11 protein-coding genes are annotated in these 14,132 nt (G+C 59.0%); 4 read left to right on the top strand and 7 right to left on the bottom strand.

Features of this window, described 5'->3' with window-relative positions; genetic code table 11:
- Positions 1 to 209: 209 nt before the first annotated feature.
- The 7 genes from SH410x_RS20595 to SH410x_RS20565 form a co-directional block, all read right to left on the bottom strand.
- A complete protein-coding gene (locus SH410x_RS20595) occupies positions 210 to 1,418 on the bottom strand; it encodes an Lpg1974 family pore-forming outer membrane protein (protein ID WP_473670384.1) in 1,209 nt (402 codons plus the stop codon).
- A gap of 322 nt (positions 1,419 to 1,740) precedes the next feature.
- On the bottom strand, positions 1,741 to 2,748 hold the full coding sequence (locus SH410x_RS20590; RefSeq protein WP_473670383.1) for an ABC transporter ATP-binding protein: 1,008 nt from the start codon (positions 2,746 to 2,748) through the stop codon (positions 1,741 to 1,743).
- Entirely contained in the window at positions 2,745 to 3,812 is a 1,068-nt protein-coding gene (locus SH410x_RS20585) for an ABC transporter ATP-binding protein (protein ID WP_473670382.1), read from the bottom strand. Before SH410x_RS20585 ends, SH410x_RS20590 begins: the two co-directional genes overlap by 4 nt.
- Positions 3,809 to 5,065 (bottom strand): ABC transporter permease, encoded by a 1,257-nt coding sequence (locus SH410x_RS20580; RefSeq protein WP_473670381.1) that lies wholly within the window; start codon positions 5,063 to 5,065, stop codon positions 3,809 to 3,811. The genes SH410x_RS20585 and SH410x_RS20580 overlap by 4 nt, the downstream gene beginning before the upstream one ends.
- The gene (locus tag SH410x_RS20575) at positions 5,062 to 5,991 is read right to left on the bottom strand and encodes an ABC transporter permease (RefSeq protein ID WP_473670380.1); all 930 of its coding nucleotides are present in this window, start codon (positions 5,989 to 5,991) and stop codon (positions 5,062 to 5,064) included. Before SH410x_RS20575 ends, SH410x_RS20580 begins: the two co-directional genes overlap by 4 nt.
- A complete protein-coding gene (locus tag SH410x_RS20570) occupies positions 5,988 to 7,985 on the bottom strand; it encodes a peptide ABC transporter substrate-binding protein (RefSeq protein ID WP_473670379.1) in 1,998 nt (665 codons plus the stop codon). Before SH410x_RS20570 ends, SH410x_RS20575 begins: the two co-directional genes overlap by 4 nt.
- Positions 7,986 to 8,311: 326 nt before the next feature.
- A complete protein-coding gene (locus SH410x_RS20565) occupies positions 8,312 to 9,532 on the bottom strand; it encodes an amino acid aminotransferase (RefSeq protein ID WP_473670378.1) in 1,221 nt (406 codons plus the stop codon).
- A gap of 197 nt (positions 9,533 to 9,729) precedes the next feature.
- On the opposite strand from SH410x_RS20565, the gene SH410x_RS20560 reads away from it, so the two are divergent.
- Genes SH410x_RS20560 through SH410x_RS20545 form a run of 4 tightly spaced genes read left to right on the top strand, consistent with a single transcriptional unit; the run spans position 9,730 to position 14,048 of the window.
- The gene (locus SH410x_RS20560; RefSeq protein ID WP_473670377.1) at positions 9,730 to 10,830 is read left to right on the top strand and encodes a 4-(cytidine 5'-diphospho)-2-C-methyl-D-erythritol kinase; all 1,101 of its coding nucleotides are present in this window, start codon (positions 9,730 to 9,732) and stop codon (positions 10,828 to 10,830) included.
- Between the two features lie 9 nt (positions 10,831 to 10,839).
- A complete protein-coding gene (locus tag SH410x_RS20555; protein ID WP_473670376.1) occupies positions 10,840 to 11,748 on the top strand; it encodes a septation protein SpoVG family protein in 909 nt (302 codons plus the stop codon).
- Complete coding sequence (locus tag SH410x_RS20550) at positions 11,741 to 12,115, top strand: hypothetical protein (RefSeq protein WP_473670375.1); 375 nt, start codon at positions 11,741 to 11,743, stop codon at positions 12,113 to 12,115. The genes SH410x_RS20555 and SH410x_RS20550 overlap by 8 nt, the downstream gene beginning before the upstream one ends.
- Before the next feature lie 31 nt (positions 12,116 to 12,146).
- Positions 12,147 to 14,048, top strand: a complete 1,902-nt coding sequence (locus SH410x_RS20545) for a hypothetical protein (protein WP_473670374.1) — start codon at positions 12,147 to 12,149, stop codon at positions 14,046 to 14,048.
- The last annotated feature ends 84 nt before the right edge of the window (positions 14,049 to 14,132 follow it).

The following is a 14,132-nucleotide window of genomic DNA, read 5'->3' as shown; positions in this document are numbered from 1 at the left end:
TCGTGGCGTTCGCGGGCGGCTGATTGAATAAGCCGAGTCGCGGCAGTATCCGGGGGGCACGCGTTACCCGATGCCTTCCAAAATTCGGCTCATGATTGCCGGCTGAACTTGGGCAAAATCACCAGCCTGTTTGCCACGACACTCCATTTAACCGGAGCGAATGCTCAGACGGCTAAGGAGGTGCTGCCGGATGAATAACCCCACCGTGCTTAGAACCGAAGTTCCGCACGGGCGTTGAAGCCATCGAACGTGATCGCTTGGCTCATATCGGCGAAGTGATTGTTGTTGTCACGAACGCCGTCGATCCAGTCCGCAGTCGTGATACTGTTGAACCAGCCACTGACTGAATACCCGGCCGAGATGCGGCAGTTTTGGCTCGCCTGCCATCCCGCTCCGACTTCCAGGTCGAGGATCGTTACCAAGCGTGCGGCATTGAAATTCGTTGACGATACGTAGGCACCATCTCGAGTGTTGAGATAGCTGGCGTCGAACTCACCGGCGAGGAAACTGGCGTTTGCCTTGCCGTAGGCGTACAGGCCGTGTCTGACGTGGTGCTCCGCATCGAGCCCCAAACGCAGGCCCGCCCCGTCGAAATCAATGTCCGATGACACGGCATCGACAATTCCGATCGGTTGATAGATCGCGTCAATGTCTTGTTCCATGTGCGCATAACGTGCTCCGATGAGCATGTTGATGGCACTGCAATCACTGCCCCGCAGTAGGAAACGGTAATCGAGATCGAACACATGGAAATCCAACGCCGTGCGTCCGGATGCCGTCAGCGCGTTGGACGCGGCGTTGAGTGCGGCGGGGTGAATCAATAGTTTACTCAGGGCAGTGCCAGAGATCTGGTCATCGTTCTCACTGATGAACCCCGTATACGTCGCGACAATACTATGACAGCGATCGAGACCTTTGACCAAACCGACCCGATATCCAAAATCGAATTCGCTATTGAGCACCCCGGTGCTGCCGGCCGGAACCATTCCATTGACGGGGGCCGCATAGGCTGTGTCGGTATTGCGAGCACGCCAAAGAAGAACTTCGCCGAACGCGCCGGATCGATGCTCCCATGGGGGAACACAGCACGTGGTCCTTGGCATGGGGCAGGGAGCGGTCGCTCCCATGACCACGCTATCCGCAGTGGGCGTCTGACTGCTCGCCAGCGTCACGGGGACGACCACTTCTTCTACGGGGAAAAAGGAGAACTGGGGAGGTTTGACGTTGCTCGAGACAGCAACGGCATCGGCTTGGCTATCGGTGGTCAGTCCCACGATGGGGATGGACGTGATCGATGGAACCGTCGGCTGGGAGCGCATTAAGCCAAACGACGCATCCGTTGCATCGTCTGCGAACGCTGGAGTGCAGCACGTCAAAAGTGCGCCAGCAGCGAGCCAGCGACGAAGGCAAAAAGGCATCGTTTCATCCTGAAACTAAGAGTTGAGTGTTTGATCCATCAACAGAACCACACTCTCCTTTTCGTCGCCGTCGGGGGGGCCGCCGCAGTAAATGTAGGGCACTCCAGAAAACCGAAGCAACCTGCAAAATCGGAGGGATGCTCTTCTGCCGTAGCCTCCCATCTGGTGCATCCGGCGCAACGGCAATGCATCCCTCAAACGGAGTTGGGAGTGCCGGTGGGAGTACGGCCGGTCAGATCACACTGATTTCTGCCCCCGTGGGGGGGCTTGTCGAGTCAACACCAAGGATTTTGGGCGTGAGACGAACGCTCTGTTTGTTTCACTACGAAAGTGCTTCTTCGCGGACCCAACATGCTGCTGCGTGCGATTTGTCCGGCAGCGGTGGCCGCTCGCCAACGCACCGATCAATTTTCACTGGGCAACGTTCAGCAAACGCGCAGCCAGGGTAGAAAACATCCGGCGACGGGACTTCACCGGAGAGTACAATCCGCTGCCGCGACGCGGCGACTGCAGGATCCGGAACCGGCACGGCGGATAGCAACGCTTCTGTATAGGGATGCTTGGGACCTGCATACAAATCCTCCGCCGACGCAAGTTCCGCCATCCGTCCGAGATACATCACGCCGACGCGTGTAGCGATGTGTCGCACGACGGCGAGATCGTGGGCAATGAACAGATACGACAATCCCAGTTTCTGTTGCAGGTCCATCAATAGATTGATGATCTGGGCCTGGATGGAAACATCGAGTGCGGAGACGGGCTCATCACATAAGATCAAGTCCGGCTGTACCGCCAGCGCCCGGGCGATACCAATCCGCTGCCTCTGACCGCCACTGAATTCATGTGGATACCGGTTCAGAAATCGCGGGTTCAAACCCACCAGTTCCATCAACCGAAGAACTTCCAGTTTCCGATCGCGGCCCCGTGCGAGCGAATGGACGACGAGCGGTTCGCCGATGATGCCGCCGACGGTCATCCGTGGATTTAAGGAGGCGAAGGGATCTTGGAAAACCATTTGAATGCGCCGCCGATACGGCAGCATCGCGGCGTCGGACATGCCTGCAATATTAACGCCATCAATGCGAACGTCACCGCTGGTGGGGTGTACCAGATTGATGATCGCACGAGCGGTGGTCGATTTTCCGCAGCCGGATTCACCGACCAAGCCGAGCGTTTCGCCTCGGGCGATATCAAACGAAATTCCATCGACAGCGCGGATCACGCATTTCTGCGATCGCAGCAGTGACCCGCGACGAAACGGGAAATGGACCTTCAGGTCTTTGACGCTTAGGAGCGGTGGCGTGGCGGTTGTTTCAGCGGGGACATTCATCGGGCGGCCTCTTTGACACCAACATCAACGGCATGACAAGCGGCCATGTGAGAGTCTGATTCACTTTCGTTGACAGACGCATCGGCGCGACGCGTCAACACCGGATCGTCAATCTGGCAGCGTTCCACGCGATATTGGCAGCGGTCACGAAACGCACAACCGACGATCGGCACGGACATATCCGGCGGTTGGCCGGGGATGGCCGCCAGTGGCTCGTCACGATTGGATTGCACGTTCGGTAGAGACCCCAGTAGGCCGAGTGTGTAGGGATGCCGCGGCATGGCGAATAACGATCGCACATCGGCTTTCTCGACGATGCGTCCGGCATACATCACAAGCACCCGATCGGCGACGCCCGCAACCACGCCGAGATCGTGTGTGATCAATACAATCGCGGTACCTTTGCGGGCCTGCAAATCAGCCAGCAGTTCCATGATCTGCGCCTGGATCGTCACGTCCAACGCAGTCGTCGGTTCGTCGGCGATCAGCAACTCCGGTTCACACGACAGCGCCATCGCGATCATCACACGCTGCCGCATCCCGCCGCTGAATTGGTGCGGATAATCTCGCAAACGTTTTTCGGGTGCGGTGATACCGACGAGCCCGAGCATCTCGACGGCATGCACGCGTGCTTCGTGACGCGTCATGTTGAGGTGCAACCGCGTCATTTCCGTCAGCTGTTGCTCGATCGTCATCAACGGATTGAGTGCGGTCATCGGATCTTGGAAGATCATTGCGATGTGCCGGCCGCGGATGTCTTGCAGTTGGCGGTCGGAGAGCGAGAGTAGATCTTGGCTGGCAAACATCGCACGGCCGCCATCAATGTTCCCGGGCGGCTTGGGGACCAGACCCATCATGGCCAAATTGGTCACGCTCTTGCCACTGCCGCTCTCGCCGACAATCGCTACGGTTTCTCCGGGACGCACGTCGAACGAGACACCACGCACCGCGCGGACCATGCCTTCGTCGGTCTTGAAACTGACACGCAGATCACGCACGCTCAGCAGTGGTTCTGCACTGCCGCCCGAGACTTGTGTGGGCGTGAGTGGTGGGGTCTCGGTCATGAGCGATTCTTCATTTTGGGGTCCAAGGCGTCGCGAAGTCCGTCGCCCAAAAAGTTCAGTGCAAAGAGCGTCAGTGCCAGCGCCGCACCCGGGAACGCCACCACCCACCAGAACAATTTAACAATCGAAAGCGCCTCGACGCCATCGTTGAGCAACAGCCCCAAGGAAACGTCTGGCGGTGCGACGCCGAGCCCGAGAAACGATAGGAATGCTTCGAATAACATCACTGACGGGATCGTCAGCGTGAGATACACGATCACGACACCGAGTGTATTGGGAACGAGATGCCTGAATACAATCCGCATGGGTGACGCACCAATCGTGCGGGCCGCTTCGACAAACTGTTCGGTGCGAAGGGAGAGGACCTGCCCACGCACAACACGCGCCATCGTTAGCCAGTAGATGGCACCAATGATGATGTAGAAAATCGTGATCTGATGAATTCCGTAATATTCCAGCACAGTCTTCACACTGTCTTCGCTTAAAAACGTGACCAGGAAAATCACGACAAAGATAAACGGAATCGAATACAGCATGTCAACAATCCGCATCATGATCGCGTCGGTGAGGCCACCGAAGTAACCAGCGATCGCTCCGTAGCTGACGCCAATGACCAAACTCACGATCGTGGCGACGATCCCGACGACGAGTGAAACTCGCGACCCCCAAAAGACTCGAGCGAGTAAATCACGCCCAAGTTTATCGGTGCCAAACAGTGATGGGATCGTCCAATCACCGAAGATGGCGACACGGATGCGACACATCGTAAAGGCCACCGGGCCGAGGTCATTCCACAATTGGTTGAAGGGATGGTCGAGCTGAGCGCGATCATTGAACTGGGCGAGTTCCTTTGTTCGTTGCTCAGCGTTGCTGTTCGCCATGATTTCGGCTCGCTGCTCGGCCACGTCGGATTTGTACTGCGCGAGTTGGGAGGTCAATCGCCCGTCCTTGAACTTCAGCCCCGGTCGTCCGCCCAAAACAACCTTCTGCATGTTGGGCGGCAGAAAACGACGATTGTTAAGATCTTTGTCCAACGGGCTCTGCAGCGGCAGCAGCGGCGTGAAGATCGCGGCGAGCATCAAAACGATCAGGAAGATTAACGAGCACATCGCCGGTCGATTGCGGCGGAGTCGCCGCCAAGCATCCTGCCACAGCGAAACACCGCGAATTTCACGCGATTCCTGCAGGATTTTGGTCAGCGTTTCTTGATCGGGGCCGGGCGGCCGAGGGGGGTGGGAAGGTGCTTTGCTCATTGCAGTTTCACTCGCGGATCGATGACGGCGTAGGAAAGATCAACGAGCGAGTTCATGACGAACAGCAGCACCGTATACGTTAATACCATGCCCATCGCGAGCGTGTAGTCACGCTGCGTTGCCGCATAGATGAAATGGCTGCCGATACCGGGCAGGGCAAAGATTTTCTCCAGGACCAGCGATCCCGTTAGCACGCTCGCCGTGGCGGGACCGAGGTAGGAAACCACTGGCAACAGTGCCCCGGGCAACACATGTTTCAAAATCACCGTGCGTTTAGGCAGTCCCTTCGCAAACGCCGTTCGCACATGTTCGCGGCCGAGGACTTCGAGCATCCCCGCCCGTGTCAAACGCGCGATGTAGGCTGCTACCGGAGCGCCCAGGCAGAGTGCCGGCAGGATCACCTGACGCAGCGTTCCCCATCCGGCCGCGGGGAACAGCGGAAGCCAAAACACGAATAGCAAAATCGCCAGTGATGCGAGCACGAAATTCGGTATCGCGATCCCCAGCACCGCCGATCCCATCAGGGCGAGATCGCCCGGTGTGCCGCGGTAGACGGCCGACACCACACCAGCGGTCACGCCGAGAGTGATCGCAAAGACAAGTGCCAAAATTGCCAGCGATGCGGATACCGGAAACCCTTCGGCGAGCACCTCATTGACCGTGTAATCCTCCAGTTTGATCGACACGCCCAGGTCACCGCGAGTGACGATCCCTACGAGGTATTCGGTGTACTGCGTCAGCGGTGGAGCGTCGAGATTGTAGCGGGCGCGAAGTTGGCGCTCGATCGCTGGCGGAACGTTGCGTTCGCTACTAAACGGGTTGCCTGGCACGGCCCGCATTAACAGAAACGATAGCGTGTATACCGCCAACACGGTGAGCAGCATCCAAGCGAATCGGCGGAGTACGTAACGGAGGAAGTCCGTCATGGAGATTGGCTCGCGTTGGGGTCAATACTGAGCAGGTGCAACGGGTGCAAGTCCTGCGGACTGGGGAAGAATCCTTTCACACGGGGTTTGACCATGTTAACACTGACGTAGAAGTAGAGTGGGATCACGGGCATCTCATCGATCCAAATCGCTTCAGCGTCAGCGAGTAGTTTCATCCGTTTATCCGCATCGTTTTCCGAAGCGGCTTCTTTTAGCAAACGATCAAAGTCAGCATTGGACCATCCGGTGCTGTTCTGCGCACCGTCGGTTACCCACAGGTCCAAGAATGTATTCGGGTCAGCATAATCGCCGATCCAAGCCGAACGGGCAATGTCATAGTCGAGTTGGTTGATCTTATCCAGGAACGTGCCCCACTCCATGTTTTGGAGTTCGACCTTGATATTCAAGTTGTTTTGCAGCTGTTGTTGGATGACCTCTGCAATCGCCCGGTGCGCTTCGCTGGTGTTGTACAGCACGCTGATCTTGGGGAGACCTCGGCCACCGGGATAGCCGGCTTCGTCGAGCAACCGTTTCGCTTCGGCAAGGTCGGGCTCAAAGCCCGCCGGCGATTCATAGCCAGCGATGCCTGGCGGCACGAGCGTGAATGCGGGTACCTGACCCGCCTTGGTGACCTGCTCGACAATCTGACGTCGATCGATTGCCAGTGCGATCGCTTTCCGAACTCGTGGATCGTCGAGCGGTTTCCGCGTCGTGTTGAGGCGATAGAAATACACTGACAACATGGGTGCCGAATAGAAATCGTCGCGTTCCCTGAGTGTCTCCATCAGGGCCACGGGCGGATCCGTCACCCAGTCAATCTGACCGGTCACGTACATGTTCAGGGCTGTGTTTTGGCCCTCGGTCGAGAGGCAGTCGATGGTCTCGATCGACGTTTGGTCAGCTGCGAACCATTTCGGGTTTTTGGCCAAGCGGACACGATCTCGGAGTCGCCGCATGCTGACGACGTAGGCGCCATTGGAGACGATGTTTTCCGCTTTGGTCCACATCGGCATGCCGTATTTCTCGATGCAGTGCCGAGGCACTGGAAAGAGTGGGTAGTATGCGGTCAGGCTAGGGAAATAGGGCAGGGGATCGTTGAGGTGAACAATGAAGGTATGCGGATCGGGCGTTTCCATGCCACCGAGTTTGTCGAAAGCGACGAGCACGCTGTGGATTCGCTTCGTTTCAGGCTCAGCGAGCGGCGATTGCATATTGACGGCGAACGACTGCGTGGTCGTCGGTCCGTCCCAGTCCACTGAGCCCGACTCGGATTCCTGGGCGATGTCGAGCACGTACACCCAACTTTCTTGCCAATCCAAGATGGCCTGCTCGCGTTCCTTTTCGTCGACATCGTCATCGAACTCAGGTTCGGACGGTTTGCGAATTTCCTTCAATGTTCCATACAGCATCGTGCCACGTGGGAAGTTTTGAAAACTCAGCTCACCGGTGTCGGCTTCCGTTGTGCCGTCTGGGTTCGGCCGATCGAACAGCTCGACCTCACAGCGGTCGCCAACGTTAACGACGCCCGAGTTGAACTGTTCCGCATAGGGGACACTGAACAGTTGGAAGTTGTATTCGCAGGCGGTTGCCGGGTGCAGCATCCGGGTCCATGACCATACGAAATCTGCCGATGTGATCGGCACCCCATCGGACCACACCGCGTCGGGACGCAGGTGAAACGTGTAGGTTCGTTTATCCTCAGCGACTTCATAACTCTCGGCCACGGCCGGTTGGGGCGACATCGGCTGCAGTCCCGTGACCGGATCCGGCTCCCCGTCGGGCAACATTTGCAGCAGACCCGAAAAAATCCCGAATAGAATCCGGCTCTCCGGCTGCCCGGTCGCCCGGTGGGGATCAAGCGTTTTGGGGTCGGTGCCGTTTTGAATGCTGAACTCAGCCGGCGGCATCGAGTCGAACTGTGTCGCCCACACGACGGCAATGCCGGTGACGACCAGGGCCAAGATCACAAACGCTCGTCGCAGTTCAGGAGGCATGGAGAAAGTCCTTTATTGAGCGGAGGGCGACTCGCTTCGCAACGAGCAGGAAATGGTTGTCTGGGTTTGTGGTCAAACGCTCCGCGGGTCAAGCATTCCCAACGCGGAGTGTTCAGCTACTTACTTACTTACTTACTTACTTATTTCTTGCTCGTTCCTTCGGAAACTCTGGCGGCTGGCGATCAATTTCCGAAGGGAGATTGATCCGTTGATGGATGAAAGGGCCGAGGCAATCAATGCGTGGAGCGTCACTCTCTACGGCCTCAATGACCTCTGCGTTCTGCGTTTTGAAATCACTCCGGCGGATGCGGATGCCTCAGCGGTCCTCACATCACGTCAGCAACGGCTTGGCAGAGCCAATCCATTTTGTTCTCGTTCATGCCCGCAACGTTGATCCGGCCGCTGCCGACGATATACACGCCATGTTTGTTGCGTAGTTCGTCGACCTGCATGGCGGTCAAGCCGCTGTAGGAGAACATGCCTTTTTGTTTGAGCAGGAACGAGAAATCCGGTGCACCAGTCTGTAACTTCATGCCCGCGACAAACTGCTCCCGCAGATGCGTGATTCGAAGACGATATTCTTCAAGTTCCGCTTTCCAGATTTCGGTGAGTTGGGGGTCGGCCATCACGGTGGCGACAATCGCACCGCCGTGCCGTGGTGGGTTGCTGTAATTGGCACGCACCACAATTTTAAGTTGACTCAGTGCGGTCTTTGTCGCTTCGGGTGAGGCAGCGATCAGCGTCACGGCGCCAACGCGTTCACTGTAGAGTCCAAAGTTTTTACTGTAGGACGAACACACGAGCGCTTCGTTGCAGTGCTCGAGGACCGTTCGTACCCCCCCAGCGTCAGCTTCGAGCCCATCGCCGAAACCCTGATAGGCAAAGTCCAAGAGGGGGATCAGGCCGCGACTCGCGAGTAGCTTCGCAATGTCTTTCCACTGGTCGAGGGTGGGGTCGACGCCCGTCGGATTGTGACAGCACGCATGGAGCAAGACCGCGTCGCCGGGGCGCGTATTGGTGGTCAGGTCGTCGATCATCGCTTGGAAATCGAGACTGCGTCGATCGCTGCCGAGATAGGTGTAGGTTTCCACGCCCAGTCCCGCGGCCCGCATGATCGCGGAGTGATTCGCCCAGGTCGGATTGGGGATGAAAACTCGCGCCGGTGAGCACTGCGTCGCCAAAAATTCACCCGCCACACGCAGGGCTCCGGTGCCACCGGGCGTTTGGACGACGGCCACTCGATCCGCGGGGATTTGATCACCGAGCAGCATCTCACGCACCGCGGTGCGGTAATCCGGCAATCCGTCGATCGAAAGATAGCCCTTCGATTTCTCGGTCTCTAACAAAATTTGTTCGGCCGCTTTGACGCATTTCATGACCGGTGTCACCCCGCTGGCATCTTTGTAGACCCCAACAGAGAGGTTCATCTTCTCGTCCCGTGGGTCTGCCACAAAGGCTTCCGTGATCCCTAGAATCGCATCGGGGGCGGCCATGGGGATGGAATCAAAACGGTGAGCGGCGGCAGTAGCCGATTCGGACGCGGTCATGCGGAGATCACACGGCGAGAATGGGAGGTGACAAAATGGAATAGGTTCCTATCCTAGCGAACCAACGAGGGCGCGACCATCCGCTACGCTTGCGATCGCCCGTGTCGGACCCCCTGCTCGAATTACTGGCCCCGATCGATCTCGCCGGGCGATCCGGAAGGCCCTGTCTGTTTTTTTTGCACACGCATTGGCAACCAATGAGCGACTCGCATCGACCTCTCTACCGCACCTCCCCTCCCGCCAAACTCAATCTCTTTCTGGAAATCCTGGGGCGCCGGGAGGATGGGTTTCACGAACTCGATACGGTCATGGTGGCAATGGATTGGCGGGACGAGCTGCAGCTGCAGCGGACACCCGAACCGGGAATCTCGCTCGCCGTGGAGTGGTTGCCCAGCCGTGAGGCGGTCGCGGAGGAACTCGGCGTCGCCCCCGATGATGCGTTGTTGGACGTGCCGACGGACGAGTCGAACCTCGTTCACCGCGCCCTCGTTTTGATCAGCGAGGCGACCGGATATACGGGCGGATGGTCGGTTCGACTGGGCAAACGCATCCCGAGCGGGGCGGGCATGGGCGGGGCGAGCAGTGATGCGGCGGCCACATTGCGGTTGGCCGCTGTCGCTTTGTCGGATCTCGATGGAGGGCGGGCCGCGGCCCTAACGAGCGACCAATTAATCGATCTGGCCGCCTGCCTGGGGAGCGATGTGCCCTTTTTCTTGGGGGATCTGCGAGCGGGACAGGCGGCGTCTCCGACGCCCGAATTTGCGGCCGGTGGCCCCGGTTCGTTGGCTCGCGCCCTCGGGCGAGGCGAAAAGCTGACGTTCTATGACTTGCCTGCATCGCATCGCTTTCTCGTCGTCTATCCCGCGATCGCGCTATCGACGGCTGCCGTTTACGCTCGTGCCAGTGTTACCGAGCACCCCCGTTGCGGGCTCGATGTCATCCATGCATTTGTTCACCCCAGCGGCAACCACAACACCGACGCTGAGATTCTCTATAATGCACTGACGCCACCCGCTTGCGGGCTATCACCTCCTATTGGGGAGGCGATACAATGTCTGCGGAGGTTAGGGCAACCTAAGCAGCCGCTAGGGCGACACCCATCCCATTGCCAGATGACGGGCAGTGGTTCGGCTTGCTTCATTTGGTTGACTCCCGATGGCTGGCTCGCCGATGATGAGTGTCGATTGGCTGGTGTCGACTTGGCATGGCTCGCGACGATTCGTGAGCGGTTGCCGCGTGGCGCGTTGGTGCAAAATGTTGCGACGTGTCCGGCAGCGCCGGAGATTCTTATCGAATAGGGGACGGTGATGGAGATTACGGAGGTTCGCATCAAGTTGATGGAAGGCTCGGAAGATCGTTTGCGAGCATTTTGTTCGGTGACGCTCGACCAAAGTTTTGTGGTTCGCGATCTGAAGATTATCGACGGCAGTCATGGCCCATTCGTCGCGATGCCGTCACGGAAGTTAACCGGACACTGCAACCGATGTGGTGGCAAGAACCACCTGCGAGCGACATTCTGTAATCAATGCGGAGTGAAACTGCAGAATGGTGGCACGGTGGACGCACCGCAAAAACTCTATGCTGACGTCGCGCACCCGATTAACAGTGAGTGCCGCGAGATGATCCAAAATGCGGTGATCGATGAGTTCAATGCCGAATTGCAGCGGGCGGCCCAACCAAATTATCGCAGTCGCTACGACGACGAATTCGATGCCGGTGACTACGAAGAAGCCGATTATTCCGCATCCACGGCGACTGCTCCAACGACGCAGCAGTCCGCAGTTGGCCCGGTGGATGAACCTAGTGTGAGCAGCGAGCAAGCACCCATCGTCACCTCGTCCGCGACGGACGCCGGGCCGGGCGCCGGGCCGGACGGCGGGCCGGGCGGTGAGAAATCGGACGATGCGGAGTTGGATTCTTTTGGGGCAGGGCTGTTCGACAGCACCCCGCCAGCCAGCGATCAATCGCCAGAGGCGTCCGAAAGCAACACGCACGACGAGGATGCAATCGTCGTCCGGGGTGAAAGCGGTGTGCAGAACAGTTTGCCACGTCCCCATTTCCGCGACCGTCCCGGCGGCGTCTCTCGTGGTCTCGTGCCGAGCACCCCGCCATCGCGTGAGAGTCGGGGGAACCATGATGAGGAGCACAGCGGCCGCGCCGCTCGCCAGGATACCCCTGAAGACTCTGGATTCGGTGCCGGCATCTTCGATGGCTGAGCCCATCGATACCGCCATGTTGACGCCGGCGCGGACTGCGGCCACGAATGTTGTCCCGAAACGCACCGCTCCGGCGAACAGCACGAATTCATCGCCGCCGTCGCGGCCGGTGTTGCAAATCGGCATCGCCTCGATGTTGGTATTGGTGGTTGTCGCCGCAGTCATTTCGGCCGGACTCGTCTACGCCGCCCGTATTCCTGAGGTCCAAGAGGAGTGGTCGGTCCTGTTTGGTACGGAAGTGACTGCCGATCGGAGTCGCCGTGGGCCGCAGATTCTATTCATCTTGTTTACGGTCACCTCGCCGTTGCTCATCGCCATGGCGCTGTCACTGACCACATCGTTTTGGGCCTTCATGTCGAAGCGGTGAGCACGACGAACCGACTGTAGGGGATGGACTGATGGCAAATCAGACATTTGAAACTGTGGCGAGTGTGGTCGCTCGGCTCGGCGTACCGCCCCCCGACATTGCCCAGCGGTGGATGGAGGACGCCCGCGCACACTTCGACGCCAGTGAAATTGCTGGCTTCGATGCGGAGTCCGATGCGGAGTCAACCGTGTGGCAACGCATGGTGGTCAACGAGTTCGGCAGAGCCGTCATGCCGCCTGAGATGCGTCCGGCGAATCGCCAGCCGGATCAGGAGACCCCCGAGAAGGCACTGTCCCAGTCCGATGAACCACCGCCGCCGCAGCAGCCACTCCCGGAAGTCGGCCAACCGGATCTGCCCGTCGAATCTCCGGCAGCGGCGATCGATCTAGACCCCGGGGAACTTCGTCCCAGCAATCGCCGGCCGCGAGTCGCCAACGCACGGCGTCGACGTTCACTGAGGTTGGTTGTCGTCGCAGGCGGCATCGCCGCTGCAGTTCTTGTCGCGATCCTACTCGCCTCGAGGAGCACGCCGCCCGCAGACGATACCGTTGCGGCGGTCGCCCCGCCGACTCCGGCTCGACGCAATGATCCTTTTTCGCCTGAGCCGATCGAGGACCCCGAGGCGTTGATCGCAACAGCGCCCACGGATCCCAATTCATCGCCCCCACCAACTCTCGAAACGATGTCGGTGGCGTCCGACTCGCCAGGGTCGGTGGAGTCCCAGGTTGTTCCAACGGTCTTCGATCGTGAAGAGGACGTCGGCCTTGGCGAGCTTGCAGCACGCCTATCGCTCGATTCCCTTTTGCCCGCCGGGAGGAAGGAGGTCGATGACGAATCTCAGTCGAACCGGGCCGATGTCGAAGTGCCCTCGATTGACATTACCGACTTAAGGGACGACGACGAATCGTCTGCAGAGGCAGTGCCCCAAGTGACTGCGGAGACGGTGCCGCCGCAGCAGCAGACGACTGCGGTGACACTGCCGCGTCCACCAACGACACCGGACGCTGATTTGTCGCCGCCGGTCGTGGTGCTCGCGGTCAGGTCAGCGCCAACCCGACTGCAGCTCGAGTTCCCCGCCGAGACGGACCTCCACTTGCAGCCCGCGCAGCATGTCTGGAATGTGATCGTGGGCGATCACCCCACCCCGATCGCGGTTTTTGAGATGAATCGCGACACCGACCGCGATCCGGCGTTGCAGTTCCGCTGGCTCTCCTCCGCGGCGAAGGCACCGCTCGCGGACTCGATCGTCCATGGCCGCATCACGACCGCCGAGGGGGACGTGGTCTATCTCCGGCCCCGACTCGACACTCGACCGATTCACGCTGACCTGGGCGAGCGAGATGAAAAGTTGAAATGGATGTTGGGTGGCCCAGTCTTGAATCCGGTCGCGCGCCTGCATCTGAATCTGCAGGTGCCGGACGACGTTTCGGTGCAATGGATGGAACCTATCAACGAAAACTCACCACAGCGGACCCGGGGTATTGCCGTGTTCACTCTCGAGGAAGCGGCCGGTTCGGGTGAGTTGGCGGCGAGGATTGATGTGCGAGCTTCGGGGACCTTGTCGATGCGATTGCGGTATGGAGGACGCCTCGGACCCGGGTTGCCATGGCAGTGGACCGACGCCCAGTCGATTCGAGAAACGCTCGACGCCACAACCCAACAATTGCAGGTCGCCGACGATCAGTTGCTGCAACTCGAGACAGCGATTTCGCGTGCCCGAAAGCTGCGGGCAAAGCGACAAGAGGTTGCACTGGAGATCCAGCGTGACCGTATCGAGGAAGCCGTTCGCAGCGGCACATTGATCGCCAAACGCTTGGCAGAACTTGATCAACTGGTTGCACTTCTCGACGCCGACGGCCGGATTGATTTTAATCTCGAGGTGCGTTGGCCCGACGGTAGCGTGCAGACATTGCTGTCGGCGACTGAGCCCTAACCTCGGATGACGACGACTCGACCGAGACTCACGCGGCGTGTTGATTTCACGAACCGAGCCGCGTAGGTGGTCGGGTGGTTCACG

The sequence above is a fragment of the Rhodopirellula sp. SH410 genome (genome assembly GCF_055811895.1).
Note: the sequence above shows the minus strand (reverse complement) of the source record. Positions and strands in the feature narration are given on the sequence as shown.